A 20,059-nucleotide genomic window follows, 5' to 3' on the forward strand; every position below is an offset into this window, starting at 1 on the left:
AAACCCATGACCTACACCGCAGCGGAAAACCGCTACGACACGATGCCCTACCGCCGGGTCGGGCGCAGCGGCCTGAAACTGCCGGCCATCTCACTGGGCCTGTGGCACAACTTCGGCGACGACAAGCCCTTCGAGGTGCAGCGGGACATCCTGCGCCGCGCCTTCGACCTGGGCGTCACGCACTTCGACCTGGCCAACAACTACGGCCCGCCCTACGGCAGCGCCGAAACCAACTTCGGCCGGCACTTCCGGGACGACTTCGCCCCCTACCGCGACGAGCTGATCATCTCCAGCAAGGCCGGCTACGACATGTGGCCCGGCCCCTACGGCAACTGGGGCTCCCGCAAATACCTGCTGGCCAGCCTGGACCAGTCGCTGGGCCGGATGGGCCTGGACTACGTGGACATCTTCTACAGCCACCGCCCGGACCCGGAAACCCCGCTGGAGGAAACCATGGGCGCCCTGGACCAGGCGGTCCGCTCCGGGAAGGCCCTCTACGCCGGGATCTCCTCCTACACCCCGGAACAGACCCTGGAGGCGGCCCGGATCCTGAAGGACCTCGGTACGCCTCTGCTCATCCACCAGCCCAGCTACTCGATGCTGAACCGCTGGACCGAGAACGGCAGCCCGAGCCTGCACGAGGCGCTGGAGCAGGTGGGGGCCGGGTCCATCGCATTCTCACCCCTGGCCCAGGGCATGCTCACCGACCGCTACCTCAACGGCGTCCCCGAGGACTCCCGCGCCGCCCAGCACAAGTCGCTGGACACAGGCATGATCAGCGAGGAGAACCTGGACCGCGTCCGCGGGCTCAACCGGATCGCCGAGGGCCGCGGCCAGACCCTGGCCCAGATGGCCATTGCCTGGATCCTGCGCGACCAGCGCAAGGGCGCCCCCGTCACCTCCGCGCTCGTCGGGGCCTCCAGCGTCCGGCAGCTCGAGGACAGCCTCGCCGCGATCAACAAGCTGGACTTCAGCGCCGAGGAACTGGACGCCATCGACGAGTTCGCCGTCGAGTCCGACATCAACCTCTGGGCCCAGAAGTAACCGGTCCGTTATCGAAACGGTGCCGCGGACGGGAACAAACCCCGCCCGTGGCACCGTTGACTAGAATGCAAGGACGCCGCACGGCGTCGTGCCCGCTTCTTCGCCGTCCCCTCGCGGTACGGCCACGCCGGGCACCTGTTGGTTCTCTAAGGGAGTTTCGTGTCTGCAAATCCGATTCGTGTTGCAATCGTGGGCGTGGGTAACTGCGCCACCTCGCTGGTCCAGGGTGTCGAGTACTACCGGGACGCCGATCCCGAGGCCACGATCCCGGGTCTGATGCACGTCCAGTTCGGCAAGTACCACGTCAACGACGTCCAGTTCGTGGCGGCGTTCGACGTCGACGGCAAGAAGGTGGGCCAGGACCTCTCCGCCGCCATCCTCGCCAGCGAAAACAACACCATCAAGATCGCGGACGTCCCGCCGACCGGTGTCACCGTCCAGCGCGGCCCCACCCTCGACGGCCTCGGCAAGTACTACCTCGAGACCATCGAGCAGTCCCCGGAGGAGCCGGTCGACGTCGTCCAGGCCCTCAAGGACGCCCAGGTGGACGTCATGGTCTGCTACCTGCCCGTCGGTTCGCAGGAAGCAGCCGAGTTCTACGCCCAGTGCGCCATCGACGCCGGCGTCGCCTTCGTCAACGCCCTGCCGGTCTTCATCGCCGGAACCAAGAAGTGGGCGGACAAGTTCACCGAGGCCGGCGTCCCGATCGTGGGCGACGACATCAAGAGCCAGATCGGTGCCACCATCACCCACCGCGTGATGGCTAAGCTGTTCGAGGACCGCGGCGTAACCTTGGACCGCACCTACCAGCTGAACGTCGGCGGCAACATGGACTTCAAGAACATGCTGGAACGCGACCGGCTCGAGTCCAAGAAGATCTCCAAGACCCAGGCCGTCACCTCCAACGTCGAGGCCGACCTCGCCGCCCGCGACGTGCACATCGGCCCGTCCGACTACGTGCAGTGGCTGGACGACCGCAAGTGGGCCTTCGTCCGCCTCGAGGGCCGCAACTTCGGCGACGCCCCCGTGTCGCTGGAGTACAAGCTGGAGGTCTGGGACTCGCCCAACTCCGCCGGCGTGATCATCGACGCCGTCCGGGCCGCCAAGATCGGCCTGGACCGCGGCATCGGCGGCCCGCTGCTCTCCGCCTCCAGCTACTTCATGAAGTCCCCGCCGGAGCAGTTCAACGACGACCTCGGCCGTGAAAAGGTCGAGGCCTTCATCCGCGGCGACCTGGACCGCTAAAACCCTTCCCCGGTTCCGGACGCTCCCTCAGATCCGGCCCGTTCCACCACGACGCTCCCGCACTTCCGGTGCGGGAGCATTGTGGTTTCCTGCCGGAGGGACATTCCTTTCCGCACGCTCCCTCACGATCGGCGGGTTCCGTTGGGACGCTCCCTCACGATTGGCGGGTTCCGTTGGGACGCTCCCTCACGATCGGCGGGTTCCGTCGGGACGCTCCCTCAAATCGACATCAAAAGCCGGCGGCGGTTGACGGGCTAACGTATGCGCTGCGTAGGACACGTTTGATTTTGGACGTCGCGGCAACGAAACCGTCGGCGAGGTCTTGTTTAGTCAAAAGGATCACTTCCCAGCCAGCGGCTTCGAAGGCCTTATCTCGGCGTCGATCGCTGAAGATTTGGGCGGGCTCCAGGTGATGACCGCCATCGTACTGGATCGCGAGGCGTCGACGCCGGTACCCGAGGTCGGCCGTCGGGGTTGCGGAACTGCCCGGGCGCAGTTCTATTTGAAGCTCCGGTTCAGGAAGCCCGGCGTCGCACATTGCAAGGCGGAGAAGGGTCTCAGGCCCTGAGTCGGCTCCCACGCGCATCAGATCCAGGGCTTCCCGGGCGCGGACGATCCCCTGCAGATTGGGGTGACGGCAAAGCATCAAACGCAGTCCGTCGATGGTCCCGAACGGTTCGCTCCGTCCCTCCAGGTTGAACCGCGGGATCCGAACGAGCTCGTCCCCCATGCAGACCAGCTCAGGCAGGTTCAAGCGTTTGGCCAGGTCGAGCCACGTCCGGGAGCGCGTGCTGATCCGGATGTCATCAACGGTCTCGACCTCGTCGTCGAAGGCAACAACCGTGTGTCCAACAATTCCTTTCCGACGGACTTCCGGGAGCGCGCGGGGCTTGCTCAGGTGTAACTCCTCGGAATCCGAGAGCCACGGGGGCAAGAGTTGGCCGCGAAGCCGAGCGGCCGTGACGTGTGAGATCCACGCCCCGGGGGAGGCCTCGGACAACGCGCGCGCGGCCGACTCCAGCTCGAAGCTCCAACTTGCGGGCCGGTAGAGCCCCCGACTGACGTGCCGGACATCCGGCTGCCGCAACCTGGCTCTCGTCACTCCCAACGACATCGCAGAAGTAAGGGTGAACGGTCTAGCCTCCAACGACTCCGGCAACTCTCTTCGTGCGCTCATGCTGGCATTGTGGACGACTTGGACAAGCTTTGGAGAAGTTATCCACAGCCGTCTAAGAAGCCGCGACGGACGTGAGGGAGCGTTTCGTCGGTCGGTGCCGGACGTGCGGGAGCGTTCCGTCGGTCGGTGCCGGACGTGAGGGAGGGTTCGGGTTTGGGAGGGCCGGACGTGAGGGAGGGGTTAGAAGAGGCCGACAGGGTTGCCGTCGGCGTCGACGTCCATCCGCATTGCCGCCGGGACCTTGGGCAGACCGGGCATGGTCATCACGGCGCCGGTGAGGGCCACAATGAAGCCCGCTCCGGTCTTCGGGATCAGGTCCCGGACGTGCACGGTGAAGCCTTTCGGTGCGCCCAGCTTGGTGGCGTCGTCGCTGAACGAGTACTGCGTCTTGGCCATGCACACGGGCATCGAGGACCAGCCGTTCTTCTCGATGTCGGCCAGCCGCTTCAGCGCCGGCACGGAGAATTCCACGCCGTCGGCGCCGTAGATTTCCTGGACGATGGTGCGGATCTTGTCCTCCACCGACAGCTCCAGCGGGTACAGCGGGGCGAACCCGTGCGGGGCCTCGATCGCGGCGGCCACCTTCGCGGCGAGTTCGTCGCCGCCGTCGCCCCCGCCGCCCCGGCCCCAGACGTCGGCGACGGCGGCCTCGACACCCTCCGCCTTGCACCAGGCCAGCAGCCAGTCGAGCTCCTCCTGGCTGTCGGTGCCAAACTTGTTGATCGCGACCACCGGGGTGATGCCGAACTTGCCGATGTTGCGGACGTGCCGTTGCAGGTTCGCCACGCCGGCGGCGAGGGCGTCGACGTCGGGCTCCTGGAGCCGGTCCTTGGCCACCCCGCCGTGCATCTTGAGCGCGCGGACGGTGGCGACCACGACGACGGCGGACGGTGCCACATCGCCAACCCGCGACTTGATGTCCATGTACTTCTCCGCGCCCAGGTCGGCGCCGAAGCCGGCCTCGGTGACCACAATGTCCGCCAGGGAGCGGGCCGTCTGCGTGGCGATCAGGGAGTTGCAGCCGTGGGCGATGTTGGCGAAGGGACCGCCGTGGACCAGGGCGGGTGTGCCGGCGATGGTCTGCACCAGGTTGGGCTTGATCGCGTCCTTGAGCAGCATGGTCAGGGCACCCTCGACGCCGAGGTCGGCGACGGTGACCGGCTCCCGGTCGTAGGTGTAGCCGAAGGTGATCCGGCCCAGCCGGGACCGCAGGTCGTCCAGGTCCGTGGCGAGGCAGAAGACGGCCATGATCTCGGAGGCGACCGTGATGTCGAACCCGTCCTGCCGCGGCACCCCCTGGGTCGGGCCGCCGAGTCCGATCACCACCTCGCGGAGGGCCCGGTCGTTCATGTCCAGGACCCGCTTGAACGTCATGCGCCGGGGGTCGATGTTCAGCGCGTTGCCCTGGTAGATGTGGTTGTCCACCAGCGCCATCAGGGCGTTGTTGGCGGAGGTGATGGCGTGGAAGTCGCCGGTGAAGTGCAGGTTGATCTCGTCCATCGGCAGCACCTGGGAGTAGCCTCCGCCGGTCGCGCCGCCCTTCATCCCCAGGATGGGGCCCAGCGAGGGCTCGCGCAGCGCGATCATGACCCGGTGGCCGGCGCGGGCCAGGGAATCGGCCAGGCCGACGGTGGTGGTGGACTTGCCCTCCCCGGCAGGGGTGGGTGACATGGCCGAAACGAGCACCACCTTGCCGCGGGCCGGAGTAGCGGCGCCGGTGAGCCGGGCCGGATCGATCTTGGCCTTGTACCGGCCGTAGTGTTCCAGCGCCTCGGGGTTGATCCCGGCGGCGGCCGCGACGTCGTCGATGGGCCGCATGGTGGCGCGCCGGGCGATCTCGAGGTCGCTGGGAACGGGCGCGGCGGGGGAGGTGGGGGCTGACATCGGCGTCCTTCGGCTCGTGGCGTGGATTCGCTGTGCCGGCGGTCCCGGCCAAGCGTCCGGCGGGGCTCCCGGTCAGGGAGCGGGCACCGCCGTGGTGCTTCGTGCTCCAAAATACTGGACCAGCGCGCCCTGGTAGCTCTCCAGCGTCAGCGCGGCCGTGTGGTGCCAGCCGAATCCCTGGGCGTGCACGGACGCCGCGCGGCCCATGTCTTCGCGGGTCAGCGGGTCGTCGTGCAGGGATTCGAGAGCGTCCGCCCAGTCCGAGGCCTTGTGACCCTCCACCAGCAGCCCGGTCCTGCCGTCGAAGATGGCGCGGGAGAGTCCGCCCACGCGGGTGGCGACCACGGGGGTGCCGCAGGCCTGGGCTTCCAGTGCCACCAGGCCGAAGGATTCGCTGTAGGAGGGCATGACGACGACGTCCGCGGAACGGTACCAGCCGGCGAGTTTCGGCGCGCTGACCGGCGGGTGGTGGGTGACGACGTCGTCCATCCCGGCGGCGGTGATCAGGGCCTTGAGGTCGAAGTCCTTCGCCCCGCTCACCGCGCCGAGGATGGTGACCTGCAGGTCGATGTCGGGGCGCCGAGCACGCAGCAGGGCTGCGGCCTTGATCAGGATTTGCGGACCCTTCAGGCGCTGGATCCGGCCGGCGAAGAGCAAGTGGAAACGGCCCGGAGGCACGCCGTGGTCGCTTCGGGCCTTGGCCCGGAAGGCCGGGGTGAAGACATCAAGGTCAACCCCGGGCGGGGCGACGTCGATCCGGTCCGGGTCCGCGTCGTAGTGCGAGACCAGTTCCGCAGCCTCCGCCGCGGTGTTCGCGATCAGGCGGGTGGCGCCGTCGACGATCCGGTGTTCGCCCTCTTCGCGGCGCCGCGGCTCGGGCCTTTCCCCGGACTCCAGCAGCAGATTCTTGACCTTGGCCATGGTATGCATGGTGTGGACCAGCGGCACGCCCCAGAGTTCCGAGAGCTCCAGCCCCGCAACCCCGGAGACCCAGTAATGGGAGTGGATCAGGTCGTACCGGCCGCGCGGCTGGTCGGCCTTGATCCGGTCAATCTCCGCGACCATCGTGTGCAGCAGCGCGGGCAGTTCCTCTTTCGGGACTTTTCGCGCAGGCCCGGCGAAGACGTTGTGCACGCACACACCGGGGGAGGGGTGCTCGACGGCGGGCTGGTCCGCCGCCGTGGAGCGGGTGAAGATCTCCACCTCGACGCCGGATTCCGCGAGGGCGGCGGCCAGGGCCCGGATGTAGACGTTCATGCCGCCGGCGTCGCCGGACCCGGGCTGTTCCATGGGGGAGGTGTGCAGCGAGAGGAATGCGACCCGACGGACCAGCGGCATTGTGGCGTCCTTCCTCTCAGGGTGCGGTTCCCGGCGTTCCGGGGACGTGGATTCGGTAAAACACTACTCCTGCGGAGGCTCGGGTTGCCGCCCGGGACGTGGCGGCCCGGCGCCCGCGGGTGCCCCGCCGTGACCCGTCCGAGCCCCGCTGGTACGGTGGCCGCTGTGAGCACCGTTGACAAGGCCCCGCAGGAAACCGCCGACTGGATCATCAGGGACGCCACGGACCGCGACTGGCCCGGCATCTGGGAAATCCTGGAGCCGGTGATCCGTGCCGGTGAGACCTTCACCTGGGACCGGGACACCACCGAGGACGCTGCGCGGGCCAAGTGGGTCAAGACGGCGCCGGGCCGGACCTTCGCCGCCGTGGGCACAGGGGAGCACGACGGCGTCGTGCTGGGCACGGGGGAGCTGCACGCCAACCAAGGTGGCGGCGGGCGCCACGTGGCGAATGCGGGCTACATGGTGCGGGCCGGGTTTGGTGGCCGCGGCCTGGCCCGCGCGCTCTGCGCCTACTCCCTCGACGCGGCCCGCCGGGAGGGCTTCAGGGCCATGCAGTTCAACGCCGTGGTGGAGACCAACGTCAGGGCGGTCGCCGCCTGGCAGGGCATGGGCTTCACCATCCTCGCCACCATTCCCGAAGCCTTCCAGCACCCGGAGCAGGGGTTCGTGGGCCTGCACGTCATGCACCGGATGTTGTAGGCACGTCCGCTCCCACGCAGGCTTTCCCTCCGCCGAATTTTCTCTCAACGGCCCGGTGAGCCCTGCCACAGCGCGGCGAGCCGGGGGAAGGCCGCCTCGTATCCGGCCAGCAACCTCGCGGCCAGCTCCTCGGAGTCGACCAGCGGGTGGCGGGCGAAGGCGGCCAGCGCGGCTTCCCTACGTGCCAATCCGAAGACAGGGCTGGAACCGCCGCCGGGGCCCCCTGTGCCGTCGCTCCCCGGGACGCCCGACCGTGAGTCCGGCGCCGGCGTCGTGGCCCGGACCACCAGCCGCTCGACCTCTTTCACCCGGCGCATCAGGTCCAGCTGCGCCTGGGCCGGGCGGTCCTGGGCGATGGGCACCACGCCGTGGGCATTGACGCGGCACGGCACCTCGACGACGGCGTCCGCCGGCAGGCCCGGGATCGCAGGACCCCCGCCTCCGCCGGGCCCTGTGGGCGGCAGGGTGTTGGGGACGTTGAGGATCAACTCCGTCTCCGGGCCGCCGGAGAGCGCCCGCATCAGGGCCAGCGCCACCCTCTCGTACCCGCCCCCGGCGAGATCCTCCTCGTCCCGTTGTTCGCCGCCTGGCCTGGCCTCGGCGAGGTAGCCCTCCTCGCGGGACCGGCGCGCGGCGTCCCACAGCGCGTAGGCCTCCGCCCCCGCCGCGGCCAGCCGCGGGTACAGCCCGGCCTGCTGCCGGTGGATGGACTCGCCGCGGGTCTCCGCCGCGGACCGCATCGCGGCGGCGGCCTGCCCTGTGGCGTAGTAGTAGAAGAGGTACTCGTTCGGCAGGCAGCCGAGCCCGGCCAGAAGTTCCGGGGAAAAAAGGCGGCCCTCCTCGAACCCGGCCAGTTTCCGCGGATCGGCGAGCAGTTCCGGCAGGTGGTCCCCGCCGTCGGCCTCAAGCCGGTACAGCCAGCCGAGATGGTTCAGCCCGTAATAGCCCACCCCCGCCAGAACGCCGTCCGGCAGTGCTACGCCGGCGGCCCGCGCCGCCCGACGGGCCAGGCCGCCGGCGGAATCACAGATCCCGACCACCTTCGGCCCCAGCACCGGGATCAGGGCCTCCGTGACCATCCCGGCCGGGTTGGTGAAGTTCACCAACCAGGCCCCGGGACACAATCGCCGCATGGCCGTGGCGAGCTCGAGCATCGGGGGGATGCTCCGCAACGCGTACGAGATACCACCCGCGCCGGTGGTTTCCTGTCCCAGCAGCCCAGCGCCCTGAGCCACCCGTTCGTCCGCCACCCGTCCCGCGGTTCCGCCCGGGCGGATGGCGGCGAAGACCATGTCCACCCCGGTGAGGGCCGACTCCAGGGACGTGGAGGTCCGAACCGCCGGGGCGGGCGCGCCGTCCGGAAGCCCGGCCCGGAACGACGCCAGCACCGCCCCGATGGCCTCCAGCCGGTGCGCCTCGACGTCGTACAGCACGCACTCGTCCACCAGCCCGGCGTACGGGCCGGTGCAGAGCGCCCGGTAAATGAGCGGCACCCGGAACCCGCCGCCGCCGGCAACCATGAGCCGCATGCCAGCAGTGTAGGCCAGTCCGGCGGCGGCGGGGGAGGGGCGGACCAAAGCCGCTACCGGGACCGGGCCGGCGGGCGTACCCTGCGGAGTATGGACGCGATTCCAGCGCCGCGTTTCGATCCGCTTGCCGCCGTCCGCTCCCCGGCGGCCCTGGGATTCGACGTGCTGCTGACGGGCACCGTGTTCCAGGACATCATTTTCACCGGACTGCCGCACGCGCCGCGGCCGGGAACCGAGATCTGGAGCGAGGGCATGGGCAGCTGCCCGGGCGGGGTGGCGAACCAGGCCATCGCCGCGGCCCGGCTGGGATTGCGGACGGGCCTCGCGGCGGTCTTTGGCGACGACGGGTACGGCGAGGAGAACTGGAAGATCCTGGCCGGGCAGGAGCATGTGGACCTCTCGCTGTCCCGCCGGATTCCCGGCTGGCACTCGCCCGTCACCGTGTCCCTCAGCGTGGAAAAGGACCGGTCCATGATCACCCACGGCCACCCGGCGCCCGTCTCCGCCACCGAACTGATCGGGTCACCGCCGCTCGCGCTCGCCGCCGTCGCCGACCTCGCCGAGGAGATGGAACCGTGGGCCGTGGCCGCGCACCGGGCCGGCGTCCGGCTCTTCGGCGACGTCGGCTGGGACCCCACGGAAACCTGGGCGCGGGCGCGGCTGGAGAACCTGCGCTACTTCCACGCCTTCCTGCCCAACCAGCAGGAGGCGATGGCCTTCACCGGCAAGGACAACCCATGGGCGGCGCTCTACGCGCTCGCGGACCGGGTGCCGGTGGCCGTGGTGACCCTCGGCGCGCAGGGTGCCATGGCGGTGGACTCGGAGAGCGGCGAGGAGGAATGGGTGCCGTCGCTTCCCGTCACCGCCTTCGATCCCACCGGTGCCGGCGACTGTTTTGCCGCGGCGTTCATCGTGGGCTGCCTGGCCGGCTGGCCGCTGGGGGACCGGCTGCGCTTTGCCAATCTCTGCGCCGCCCTGGCCGTGCAGCACGTGGGAGGTTCCCTCGCCGCACCGGGCTGGGGCGACCTCGCCGACTGGTGGCAGCGGGCCAACGCCCGGAAGGAACGTCAGGGCAGCCAGTGGCTGCGCCGCTACCGTTTCCTCGAGGAAATCGTGCGTGACGTCCCGCCGGCGGCGCAGCGCCGGGCCGCGGCGACCATCGCGCACCTCTCGGACGCCTAGGACGGCGAAGACGCGGGGGCGGGAGCGCGGACCCGGGTGCCCGGAATTCAGCCGCGTCCGGGGCCACCCGTAGAATCGTTAGGTGATATCCCCAGCAGCATCAGGTGAGTCCCAGCCGTCCGCGGACGCCGCGCCGGCCCGCGCGGAGGAACGGTCTGCGGTCATCGACCTCGCCGCGGTCCGGCACAATGTCCGGCGGCTCGCCGCCGTCGCGTCCCCGGCGAAGGTGATGGCCGTGGTCAAGGCGGACGCCTACGGACACGGCGCCATCCCGGTGGCCCGCGCCGCGCTCAGCGCCGGTGCCAGCTGGCTGGGCGTCGCCCACATCTCCGAGGCCCTCGCCCTCCGCGCCGCCGGCATCGACGCGCCGCTGCTGGCCTGGCTGCACACCCCGGACAGCAACTTCGCCGCCGCCGTCGCCGCCGGCATCGACATCGGCTGCTCCGGCTGGGAGCTGGGCCGGATCGTCGCGGCCGCCCGCGAACAGGAACGCCCCGCCCGGGTCCATCTCAAGGTGGACACCGGCCTGGGCCGCAACGGCGTGACCCTCGCGGCCTGGGACTCGCTGCTCGGTGAGGCCCTCGAGTACCAGGACCAGGGCCTGCTGCGCGTGGTCGGGATCTTCTCCCACCTGGCCGTCGCGGACGAGCCCGAGCGGCCGGAAACCGATGCGCAGCTCGCCGTCTTCCGCGACATTCTGGCCATGGCCCAGGACGCCGGCGTCGACCCCGAGGTCCGCCACCTCGCGAACACCCCGGCCACCCTGTCCCGGCCGGACACGCATTTCGACCTGGTCCGGGTGGGACTGGGCATCTACGGCCTCTCGCCGTTCGAGGACCAGGGCGCCGAGGACGTGGGACTCCGCCCGGCCATGACCCTGCGCACGGTGGTGGCCCACTGCAAAGACGTCCCCGCCGGCCAGGGCGTCTCCTATGGTTTGAACTACCGCACTGCCGGCCCCAGCACCCTGGGCCTCATCCCGCTTGGCTACGCCGACGGCGTCCCGCGCATTGCCACCGGCGGACCCGTCCGGGTGGCGGAGCGGACGTACCCGGTGGTGGGCCGGATCGCAATGGACCAGATGGTGATCGACCTGGGTCCGCTGGAGGTCTCGGCGGGCGGGACGTCGCTGCTGGGCGAGGAGGCCGTCCTGTTTGGCGACGGCGCCGACGGCGGGCCCACCGCCGAGGACTGGGCCCGCGCCGCCGGGACCAACAACTATGAGATCGTCACACGGATCAGCACCCGGGTGCCGCGCCGCTACATCAACGAGGCCCCCGACTCCGACGGCGGGGAGTCGCTGTGAGCGCGCCGGTGTGGGAGCGCAGCGTCGAGGTCGCCACCGCCGCCCAGACACAGGAGCTGGCCGCCGCCCTCGGCGCCGAACTGCGGGCCGGGGACTTGCTGGTGCTCACCGGGGAACTCGGCGCCGGCAAGACCACGTTCACCCAGGGGCTGGGTGAGGGGCTCGGCGTGCGCGCCGGCATCATTTCACCGACGTTCGTGCTGGTCCGGATCCACCCCAACCTGCCGGACGGACCCCGCCCCGGCGGTCCGGACCTGGTCCACGTTGACGCCTACCGGCTGGAGTCCGCCGCCGAGATCGACGACATCGACCTCGAAAACACCATGGACTCCGCGGTGACCGTGGTGGAGTGGGGCCGGGACCGGGTGGAGCACCTGAGCGAGAGCCGCCTGGAAATCGACCTGCACCGCAGGCTGGGAAGCAGCCCCGGCGGAGGCCACCGGCCCGTCCCCGAAGCGGACACCGCCCCGGACGACGTGCTCGACTTCGAAGACGAGGACGACGACGAGCCCCGCACCGTGGTCTTCCGCGGCTTCGGCCCGCGCTGGGCCGAACCGCCCGCGGCCCTGCCTGCCGGCCCGGACGCAACGCGCACCCAGGAAGAGGACTAAATGCTGATTCTCGCCATCGACACCTCGGCGGTTGCCAGCGCGGCCCTCGTCTCCGACGATTCCCTGGAAACCGTGGTGGGCTGCTTCGCCACCGAGGACACCCGCAGCCACGCCGAGGTCCTCGCCCCCGGCATTGCGAAACTCCTGACCGGCGCCGGCCTCACCGGCGCCGACCTCGACGCGGTGGTCACCGGCGTCGGCCCCGGACCCTTCACCGGCCTGCGCTCGGGGATCGTCACCGCCCGGACCCTCGCGAACGTCTGGGGCAAGCCGCTGTACGGCATGATGAGCCTGGACGCGATCGCCCTCGAGGTGGCAGAGTCCATCGACAGCGCCGCCGAGTTCCTGGTGGCCACCGACGCCCGGCGTCGCGAGGTGTACTGGGCCCGGTACACCTTGGCCGCCGGGCAGCTTCCCGAGCTAGCGGACGGACCCCACGTCGGCTTCGCCTCCGAGCTGCCGGAGCTGCCGGTCTACGGTGCCGGTGCCGGGCTGTACGCCGACCAGGTACGCGCCGTCGCCGGTTTCGCCGAACGCCAGCCCGAGGCGGTGTCCCTGGGCCAGTTCGCCCTCGCACGCCTGGCCGCCGGGGAAGAACTGCCCGACACCACGCCCCTCTACCTGCGCGAATCCGACGCCCAGGTGCCCGGGCCGCGGAAGCGCGCGCTGTGACCGCCGGGGCACCCGCCGCCGGCTCCGGACCGGCTAGCGGGGGCGTGACCCTGCGGCCCATGACGGCCGCCGACATCCCTGCCGTCCACGCCCTGGAGGTCCGGCTCTTCCCCGTGGACGCGTGGCCGTTGCAGATGTTCGGCGACGAGCTCTCGCAAACCGACACCCGCCACTACCTCGTGGCCGAGGCCGACGGCGGGATCGTGGGCTACGCCGGACTGATGTGCATCGAGCCCATCGCGGACGTCCAGACGATCGCCGTCGTCCCCGAGCAGGAGGGCCGCGGGATCGGCTCGGCCCTGCTGACCCGGCTGATCGCCGAGAGCCGCCGGCGCCGCGCCGCGGACGTGCTGCTCGAGGTCCGGGCCGACAACCCGCGCGCCCAGCAGCTCTACCGGCGCTTCGGCTTCGAACAGATCCACATCCGGCCGCGCTACTACCGCGACGGCGTCGACGCCCTGATCATGCGCCTGACCCTGACCGGCCCGGAAACCGCCGGCCACACGCCGGACGATAACCCTGAGGAGACAGGCCAGGCATGAACAACGCTCCGCACAGCCAGCAGCCGCTGGTGCTCGGCATCGAATCCTCCTGCGACGAGACCGGCGTCGGCATTGTCCGCGGCACCCGTCTGCTCGCGAACACCGTGTCCTCCTCGATGGAGGAACACGTCCGTTTCGGCGGCGTCATCCCCGAGATCGCCTCCCGCGCCCACCTGGACGCCTTCGTTCCCACGTTGACCGAGGCGCTCGCCGCCGCAGAGGTGGCCCTGGACGACATCGACGCGATCGCCGTGACCTCCGGACCCGGCCTGGCCGGGGCCCTGATGGTGGGGGTCTGCGCGGCCAAGGCGCTGGCCTTGGCCACCGGGAAGCCGCTCTACGCGATCAACCACCTGGTGGCGCACGTGGGCGTCGGGCTGCTGGACACTGACGCCGCCGGCGGTCCCGGACAGCCGGCGGCCCTCCCCGACAACCTTGGCGCCCTCCTGGTCTCCGGCGGGCACACCGAAATCCTGCGCATCCGCAGCATCACCGACGACGTGGAACTGCTCGGATCGACGATCGACGATGCCGCCGGTGAGGCCTACGACAAGGTGGCCCGGCTGCTGGGCCTGGGCTACCCCGGCGGCCCGGCCATCGACAAGCTGGCGCGCACGGGCAACCCCAAGGCCATCCGCTTCCCCCGCGGGCTCAGCCAGCCCAAGTACATGGGGACCGCGGAGGAGCCGGGCCCGCACCGCTACGACTGGTCGTTCAGTGGCCTGAAAACCGCCGTTGCGCGTTGCGTCGAACAGTTCGAGGCCCGAGGCGAGGAGGTGCCGGTGGCCGATATCGCCGCGGCCTTCCAGGAGGCGGTGGTGGATGTCATCACGGCCAAGGCGGTGCTCGCCTGCCGCGAGCACGGCATCACGGAGCTGCTGCTGGGCGGGGGAGTGGCGGCCAATTCCCGGCTCCGGCAGCTCACCGAGCAGCGCTGCACCTCGGCCGGAATCAGGCTGACCGTGCCGCCGCTGAGCCTCTGCACGGACAACGGTGCCATGGTGGCCGCCCTCGGAGCGCAGCTGGTGATGGCCGGGACGGCGCCCAGCGGGATCGGTTTCGCGCCGGATTCGTCGATGCCGGTCACGTCCGTCTCGGTCTGAGCCGGCGGAGGGTTCGAGGCGAAGGGGCCGGCAGGCTCCCGGCCGGACCACGCCGTCGGGCGGGAGGCGTCAGGCCGCCGGGCCCTGCCGCATCTGCTTGACCAGGTCCAGTACGACGGCGCGCAGGTCGCCGCCGTATTCTGCGGCGACGCGGCGCTGCCGCTGGTAGCCGGCCCCGCGGTCGATGATTTTCGTGACGTCGCCCAGTTCGGCGGCGCAGCCCAGCTGCTCGGCTATCGGGGCGAGCCGGTCCAGGGTTTCCCGAAGGTGGTCCGTGACGAGCTGTTCGTTCCCCTCGGCGTCGAGGATGATGATCGCGTCCAGGCCGTACCGGGCGGCGCGCCACTTGTTCTCCTGCACGTGCCAGGGCGGCATGGTGGGGATAGTCCCGCCGTTGTCCAGGATGGTGGAGAACTCGTGGACCAGGCACTGGGTCAGGGCCGCGATCGCGCCGACCTCCTCCAGGGTGGCCAGGCCGTCGCAGATGCGCATCTCGATGGTGCCAAGGTTGGGCACGGGCCGGATATCCCAGCGGATCTCGGAGAGGGCGTCGATCACCCCGGTGGTGAACATGTCCTGGACGTAGGACTCGTAGTCCTCCCAGCTGCCGAACTGGAACGGCAGGCCCGCGGTGGGCAGCTGCTGGAACATCAGGGCCCGCTGCGAGGCGTAGCCGGTGTCCTCGCCGCCCCAGAACGGGCTGGAGGCGGAGAGGGCCTGGAAGTGCGGGAAGTAGTTGACCAGGCCGTCGAGCACGGGCAGGACCTTGTCGCGGCTGTCCAGGCCGATGTGGACATGGACGCCATAGATCACCATCTGCCGGCCCCACCACTGGGTGCGGTCGATCAGCTTGGCGTAGCGTTCCTTGTCCGTCACCGGCTGCAGCTGCGGCGGGCTGAACGGATGGGAGCCGGCGCAGAAGACCTCCACGCCCATCGGGTCCGTGACCTCACGGAGCGCGGCGAGGGATCCCGCCAGGTCCGCCTTGGCCTCGGCTACCGTGGTGCAGATCCCCGTGACCAGCTCCACCGTGTTGAGCAGCAGCTCCTGCTTGATGTGCGGGTGCTCGTCGTCCTCGTTGAGTTCCGGATGCCGGGCGGCAACGCCGCGAAGCACCTCCTTGGCGACCGAGGCGAGCTCGCCGGTCTCGGCGTCGACGAGGGCCAGCTCCCATTCGACGCCTAGTGTTGACTGCCTGGATGAAGCGAACTCGATCTTCATACGGTCCCTTCGCTGTAGTGGCGGCGCTCGCCGGTGGTTATGTGCGCCGTCACCGCAGCCGGGGCGGCGAGCGGGGGTATGGCAACAATGTCCCAAGTCTAGTGCAGGGGTAGCATCGAGCTGGTGGTCAAGTTACAGCTGATGCGTGAAAGTCTTCACAACCGGAACCTGTTGCCCGTGACCGCGGCGCTGCTGGCGGGGCTCGTGCTCCCGGCCGCCGGATGTTCGTCTCCGGCCACTCCCGGCGCCGGTTCACCGGGGCAAGCCGCCCCCTCCGCCCATTCCGCGCAACCCCTCGGCTGGGGACCCGAGCAAGCTGACGCCGACGCCGCCGCCCGGGCGGTGGCGGGAATGTCTCTGGAGCAGAAGGCGGGCCAGGTCCTGCTGGCCTCCTTCTCCGGGCTCGACGTCGAGGCGCACGCCAAGACGGTGGAACGGCTGCACCTGGCCGGGTCCATCGTGATGGGCGACAACGTTCCCGCGGCGGCGTCCGGCCAGGTGGACACCGCCGCCATGCGCGCCGCCACCGACCGGCTGCAGCGGGCGGCCCGCGCCGACGGCCGTGGCTGGCCCGGCCTGATCGGCGTCGACCAGGAGGGCGGGCTGGTGGCCCGCCTGCGCGCCCCGCTGACCGAATGGCCGGCGCCCATGAGCTACGGCGCCGCCGGCAGCGACCCGCTGGCCGCCGACGCCGGACGTGCCCTCTCGGCCGAACTGGCAGGGGTGGGCTTCAACGTCGACTTCGCCCCGGCGGCGGACGTGACCATGGGGCCGGCGGATCCCACCATCGGTGCACGCTCGTTCTCCGGCAGCCCGGACACTGCGGCCGCCGTCGGCACCGCGTTTTCCAAGGGCATGCTGGATGCCGGCGTTCTGCCCGCGGCCAAGCACTTTCCCGGCCATGGGTCCGTCAGCGTCAACTCGCACCAGGGACTCCCGGTCCAGGGCGCCAGCCTGGACCAGCTCCGGGCCCGTGACCTCAAGCCCTTCCAAGCCGCGATTGACGCGGGCCTGCCCATGGTCATGACCGGCCACATCTCGGTGCCCGCCCTCCAGCCCGGAGTCCCCGCCTCCGTCTCGGCCGCCTCCTATGCCGAATTGCGCCGCATGGGGTTCAAGGGCGTGGCGGTCACCGACGCCATGAACATGGGCGCCATTACGGAGCAGTTCCCCAACGATTCGTCCGCGCCCCTGGCGCTCGCGGCGGGGGCGGACTTGATCCTGATGCCCGCCTCGGTGGACACCGCGCACGCCGCGATTGTCTCCGCCGTCCGCAACGGCAGCCTGCCGGCCGCACGACTGGACGAGGCCGCGCGCCGCGTCGTGACCATGCAGCTCTGGCGCGGACGCAGCCAGCCGACCCGTGCCTCGGCGCCCGGCAGTGGATCGGCCCTCTCCGAGAAGGTCTCGCAGGAGGCCATCACGGTGCTGTCCGGGCCGTGCAAGGGTCCGATCGTGCCCGCGAGCGTCCGGGTGACCGGCGGCACGGAGCAGGACCGGGCCCGCTTCGCTGCCGCCGCCCGGCAGGCCGGCGTCGGTGTTGGGTCCGGCCCGGTGGTGGCGCTCATCGGGTACGGCGAGGGCCCCGTGACCGCCGACGTCGCGGTGGCCCTTGACGCGCCCTGGCCGCTGGAGAAATCCGCTGCCCCGGCCAAGATCGCCCTTTACGGCCGGAGCCAGGAGGCCTTCGAAGCGCTCGCGGCGGTGCTGGCCGGCAAGGCGCCCGCGCCGGGGAAACTCCCGGTGGCCGTGGGCGCGCAGGGCCCGGGGGCCGGCTGCACCTAGGCGCTGAGCCTGAGAGCTGCACCTGAGAGGAGGAGAGGGCCGCTGGACCTGGGACGGGTACCGTCCCGCGCGGTGGCGTTTAATAGAGCGGTGCCTATCCTGAACAAAGACATGACGCTGTGTATCTCGCTCTCGGCCCGCCCGAGCAACAACGGGACGCGCTTCCACAACCACCTGTACGAGCAGCTGGGCCTGAACTGGATCTACAAGGCCTTCGCCCCCACCGACCTGGGCCAGGCGATCGCCGGTGTCCGCGGGCTGGGGATCCGCGGCTGCGCCGTGTCGATGCCGTACAAGGAGGACGTGATCGACCTCGTGGACGTCATGGACCCGTCCGCGAAGGCCATCGACTCGGTCAACACGATCGTCAACGACGGTGGCACCCTCACCGCCTACAACACCGACTACACCGCCATCGAACAGCTCCTGCAGCGCAACGCCGTGCCGGTGGACTACTCCGTCTGGCTCCGCGGTGCCGGCGGCATGGCGAAGGCGACGGCGGCCGCGTTGCGCGACGCCGGGTTCCGGGACGTCACCATCATTGCCCGCAACGAGGACGCCGGCCGGGCGCTCGCCGACCTCTACGGTTTCGCCTGGCGCGCCGACGTTCCGGCCCAAGGCGATGGTGTGGACCCCGCCGCGCTGCTGATCAATGTCACGCCCATCGGCATGGCGGGCGGCGCCGAGGCGGACGCCCTGGCCTACCCGCAGTGGGCGGTGGAGGAAGCCGAGGTGGTATTCGACGTCGTCGCCCTGCCCGCCGAGACGCCGCTGATCAAGGCCGCGCGGACCGCCGGGAAGAAGGTCATCACGGGCGCCGAGGTGGCCACCATCCAGGCGCTGGAACAGTTCGTCCTCTACACCGGCATCCGTCCCAGCGAGGAGCAGGTCCGGGCCGCCGAGGAGTTCATGCGCGCCCAGTAAGGTCGCCGCCCGGCGCTACAGAGCCCTACGGGGCGACTGGACGTACCGCGACGGCAACCCGGTCCTCGCCGATCCGGGTGAGGACCAGGGTGGCCTTGTTCTTGGCCTTCTTCGCGGCCCGGCCGCCGGGCAGCAGCTGCCCGCGCAGTTCCTCCGGGGTCACGGCCACGCCGCGCTTCTTGATCTCGAGCACGCCGATACCGTTCTCCCTGACCCAGGCTTTGAGGGCCTTGACGTTGAGCGGCATCACCTCGAGGACCTCATAGGCGCGGGCGAACGGGGTGTCCTGCAGTTCGGGGGCGCAGATGTAGGCGATGTGCTCGTCCACCAGGTGTCCGCCGAGCCGGAGCGCGACGTCGGCCACCAGTCCGGCGCGGATCACGGCCCCGTCGGGTTCGTAGAGGTACCCGGATACCGGGCCGACGGGGGCCGCCGGGCCGCCGTCGAAATCCTCGGCGCTGGTGAGCTCCGCCGCGCCCCGCGGGCCGAGCACCAGCGCGGCGCGGCGGATTCCCGGGCGGCGGACGGCGTTGAACCAGAGGGCGACCTCGGTGACGTCGCCGCCTACCGACACCCACTGTGCCTCGCAGTCCGCGGGAATTGCGGTGTGGGGGATCCCGGGGCCCATCTTCACGCCGACGGCGCGGCCGGAGGCGGCCAGCGACTCGACAAAGGACAACGGCGGGGAAAAGTCTTCCGGGTCCCAGAGCCTGGTGGTGCCCGAGGTGGACGTGGTCCGGCGGGCCGGGTCCAACCAGACCCCGTCGATCCCGTCCAGCGGCACGGATTCCGCGTCGGCGTGCACCACGGTGGCGTTCCGGAACGGGATCAGGTTCATGGTGGCGCAGGCAGCAGTGGTCTCATCCAGCTCCACCGCGGTCACCGTCAGGTCCAGGGACGCCAGGGCCATCGCATCGGCGCCGAGGCCGCAGCCCAGGTCCGCGACGTGGGTGACCCCCGCCTCCGCGAAACGCTGGGCGTGCCGGGCGGCGACCGTGAGCCTCGTGGCCTGCTCCAGACCGGCACGGGTGAAGATCATCTGCCCGGCGAATTCGCCGAACTTGGCCTCCGCTTTGGTCCGCAGCCGGGACTGTGTCAAGGCCGCGGAGACCAGATCCGCCGGGTGGCCGGCCTTGCGGAGCGCCGCGTTGAGCTGGAACGCCTCCTCCTCCCGGTACGGGCCCAGCGAGGACAGCAGCTCCCACCCCGCCGGATTGAGCAGTGGTGCGATCTGGTCCTGCGGTGTCTCAGCCATGCCATCGATCGTAGTTCAGGCCCGGGAACCCTGCGGCGCCCACTAGGCTTGACGGCATGAACGACAGGAACACGGAAACCGATGGAGCGGCGGCGGGGGAGGCCCCGGGCCGTCGGGGATTGGCCCGCTACGCCCGTCCGGCGCTGATCGCCGGCGTCATGGTCGCCGTCGTCTGTGTCGCGCTGCTCGTAATCATCTTCCTCCTCGACACGTTCAACGCAACGGTTTACTCGGTGGACGGCAAGGACGTCGCGGACGCCACCGACGAGGCCCGGGCCATCCGCGACACCTACGCCGGCGTCCGGATCGGCAGCATCATCTTCCTGATTGCAGGCCTCCTCGCGGCCCTGGCCGGCGGGTTCCTGCTCTACCGGACGCGCAACGACGTGCCCCGGGTGGACGAGGACGACGACGGGCTGGAGTGGGCCTACGACGACTTGGCGGGGGAGTAGCCGGGCCGTTAGGCCTCTCGTCCTGTCAGCAGGCCGTTCGCCACAGATGAACTTCTGGCACTCACCTTGACCGAGTGCTAACTCCTT

At 70.4% G+C, this 20,059-nt stretch carries 18 protein-coding genes; 12 read left to right on the top strand and 6 right to left on the bottom strand.

From position 1 onward, the window contains the following. The first annotated feature begins 6 nt into the window (after positions 1-6). Both mgrA and ACFVY3_RS02285 read left to right on the top strand, forming a co-directional pair. On the top strand, positions 7-1,044 hold the full coding sequence (gene mgrA / locus ACFVY3_RS02280; protein ID WP_400158617.1) for an L-glyceraldehyde 3-phosphate reductase: 1,038 nt from the start codon (positions 7-9) through the stop codon (positions 1,042-1,044). A 159-nt stretch (positions 1,045-1,203) separates the two neighbouring features. Then, entirely contained in the window at positions 1,204-2,289 is a 1,086-nt protein-coding gene (locus ACFVY3_RS02285) for an inositol-3-phosphate synthase (RefSeq protein ID WP_400158618.1), read from the top strand. Positions 2,290-2,518: 229 nt separating this feature from the next. Here the strand turns inward: ACFVY3_RS02285 and ACFVY3_RS02290 are convergent, their stop codons facing one another. From ACFVY3_RS02290 to mshA, 3 genes are all read right to left on the bottom strand, one after another. Beyond that, positions 2,519-3,466 carry a hypothetical protein gene (locus ACFVY3_RS02290; RefSeq protein WP_290255876.1) on the bottom strand — a complete coding sequence of 316 codons (948 nt, stop codon included), beginning with the start codon at positions 3,464-3,466 and terminating at the stop codon, positions 2,519-2,521. Positions 3,467-3,646: 180 nt separating this feature from the next. Further along, positions 3,647-5,350, bottom strand: coding sequence for a formate--tetrahydrofolate ligase (locus ACFVY3_RS02295; protein ID WP_400158619.1), 1,704 nt, complete (start codon positions 5,348-5,350; stop codon positions 3,647-3,649). A gap of 72 nt (positions 5,351-5,422) precedes the next feature. Further along, the gene (gene mshA / locus ACFVY3_RS02300; RefSeq protein ID WP_400158620.1) at positions 5,423-6,688 is read right to left on the bottom strand and encodes a D-inositol-3-phosphate glycosyltransferase; all 1,266 of its coding nucleotides are present in this window, start codon (positions 6,686-6,688) and stop codon (positions 5,423-5,425) included. 165 nt (positions 6,689-6,853) lie between these two features. Between mshA and ACFVY3_RS02305 the strand changes: the two genes are divergently transcribed. Next, positions 6,854-7,390 carry a GNAT family N-acetyltransferase gene (locus ACFVY3_RS02305; RefSeq protein ID WP_400158621.1) on the top strand — a complete coding sequence of 179 codons (537 nt, stop codon included), beginning with the start codon at positions 6,854-6,856 and terminating at the stop codon, positions 7,388-7,390. 44 nt (positions 7,391-7,434) lie between these two features. Here the strand turns inward: ACFVY3_RS02305 and ACFVY3_RS02310 are convergent, their stop codons facing one another. Next, positions 7,435-8,919 carry a 6-phospho-beta-glucosidase gene (locus ACFVY3_RS02310; RefSeq protein WP_400158622.1) on the bottom strand — a complete coding sequence of 495 codons (1,485 nt, stop codon included), beginning with the start codon at positions 8,917-8,919 and terminating at the stop codon, positions 7,435-7,437. Positions 8,920-9,009: 90 nt separating this feature from the next. On the opposite strand from ACFVY3_RS02310, the gene ACFVY3_RS02315 reads away from it, so the two are divergent. The 6 genes from ACFVY3_RS02315 (at position 9,010) to tsaD (ending at position 14,335) form a co-directional block, all read left to right on the top strand. Then, positions 9,010-10,101 carry a carbohydrate kinase family protein gene (locus ACFVY3_RS02315; RefSeq protein ID WP_290255871.1) on the top strand — a complete coding sequence of 364 codons (1,092 nt, stop codon included), beginning with the start codon at positions 9,010-9,012 and terminating at the stop codon, positions 10,099-10,101. Positions 10,102-10,186: 85 nt separating this feature from the next. Further along, positions 10,187-11,407 (top strand): alanine racemase, encoded by a 1,221-nt coding sequence (gene alr, locus ACFVY3_RS02320; protein ID WP_400158706.1) that lies wholly within the window; start codon positions 10,187-10,189, stop codon positions 11,405-11,407. Then, complete coding sequence (gene tsaE / locus ACFVY3_RS02325; protein WP_400158623.1) at positions 11,404-12,018, top strand: tRNA (adenosine(37)-N6)-threonylcarbamoyltransferase complex ATPase subunit type 1 TsaE; 615 nt, start codon at positions 11,404-11,406, stop codon at positions 12,016-12,018. The genes alr and tsaE overlap by 4 nt, the downstream gene beginning before the upstream one ends. Then, positions 12,019-12,690, top strand: a complete 672-nt coding sequence (tsaB, locus tag ACFVY3_RS02330; protein WP_400158624.1) for a tRNA (adenosine(37)-N6)-threonylcarbamoyltransferase complex dimerization subunit type 1 TsaB — start codon at positions 12,019-12,021, stop codon at positions 12,688-12,690. It begins immediately after the preceding gene. A 59-nt stretch (positions 12,691-12,749) separates the two neighbouring features. Next, a complete protein-coding gene (gene rimI, locus ACFVY3_RS02335) occupies positions 12,750-13,232 on the top strand; it encodes a ribosomal protein S18-alanine N-acetyltransferase (protein WP_364133242.1) in 483 nt (160 codons plus the stop codon). Then, positions 13,229-14,335, top strand: coding sequence for a tRNA (adenosine(37)-N6)-threonylcarbamoyltransferase complex transferase subunit TsaD (gene tsaD / locus ACFVY3_RS02340; protein WP_400158625.1), 1,107 nt, complete (start codon positions 13,229-13,231; stop codon positions 14,333-14,335). Before rimI ends, tsaD begins: the two co-directional genes overlap by 4 nt. A 69-nt stretch (positions 14,336-14,404) precedes the next feature. On the opposite strand, the gene ACFVY3_RS02345 is transcribed toward tsaD, so the two are convergent. Then, complete coding sequence (locus ACFVY3_RS02345; RefSeq protein ID WP_400158626.1) at positions 14,405-15,556, bottom strand: glutamate--cysteine ligase; 1,152 nt, start codon at positions 15,554-15,556, stop codon at positions 14,405-14,407. 123 nt (positions 15,557-15,679) lie between these two features. Here ACFVY3_RS02345 and ACFVY3_RS02350 point away from each other — a divergent pair, with 123 nt between their 5' ends. Further along, positions 15,680-17,341, top strand: coding sequence for a glycoside hydrolase family 3 protein (locus ACFVY3_RS02350; protein WP_400158627.1), 1,662 nt, complete (start codon positions 15,680-15,682; stop codon positions 17,339-17,341). A gap of 90 nt (positions 17,342-17,431) precedes the next feature. Continuing rightward, the gene (locus ACFVY3_RS02355; RefSeq protein ID WP_290255864.1) at positions 17,432-18,265 is read left to right on the top strand and encodes a shikimate 5-dehydrogenase; all 834 of its coding nucleotides are present in this window, start codon (positions 17,432-17,434) and stop codon (positions 18,263-18,265) included. A gap of 25 nt (positions 18,266-18,290) precedes the next feature. On the opposite strand, the gene ACFVY3_RS02360 is transcribed toward ACFVY3_RS02355, so the two are convergent. After that, positions 18,291-19,520 carry a methyltransferase domain-containing protein gene (locus tag ACFVY3_RS02360; RefSeq protein WP_400158628.1) on the bottom strand — a complete coding sequence of 410 codons (1,230 nt, stop codon included), beginning with the start codon at positions 19,518-19,520 and terminating at the stop codon, positions 18,291-18,293. Positions 19,521-19,576: 56 nt separating this feature from the next. Between ACFVY3_RS02360 and ACFVY3_RS02365 the strand changes: the two genes are divergently transcribed. Further along, entirely contained in the window at positions 19,577-19,972 is a 396-nt protein-coding gene (locus ACFVY3_RS02365; protein WP_400158629.1) for a hypothetical protein, read from the top strand. Positions 19,973-20,059: the final 87 nt, after the last annotated feature.

It is taken from the genome of Arthrobacter sp. BPSS-3 (assembly GCF_044628475.1).
Taxonomy (GTDB): Bacteria; Actinomycetota; Actinomycetes; order Actinomycetales; family Micrococcaceae; genus Arthrobacter.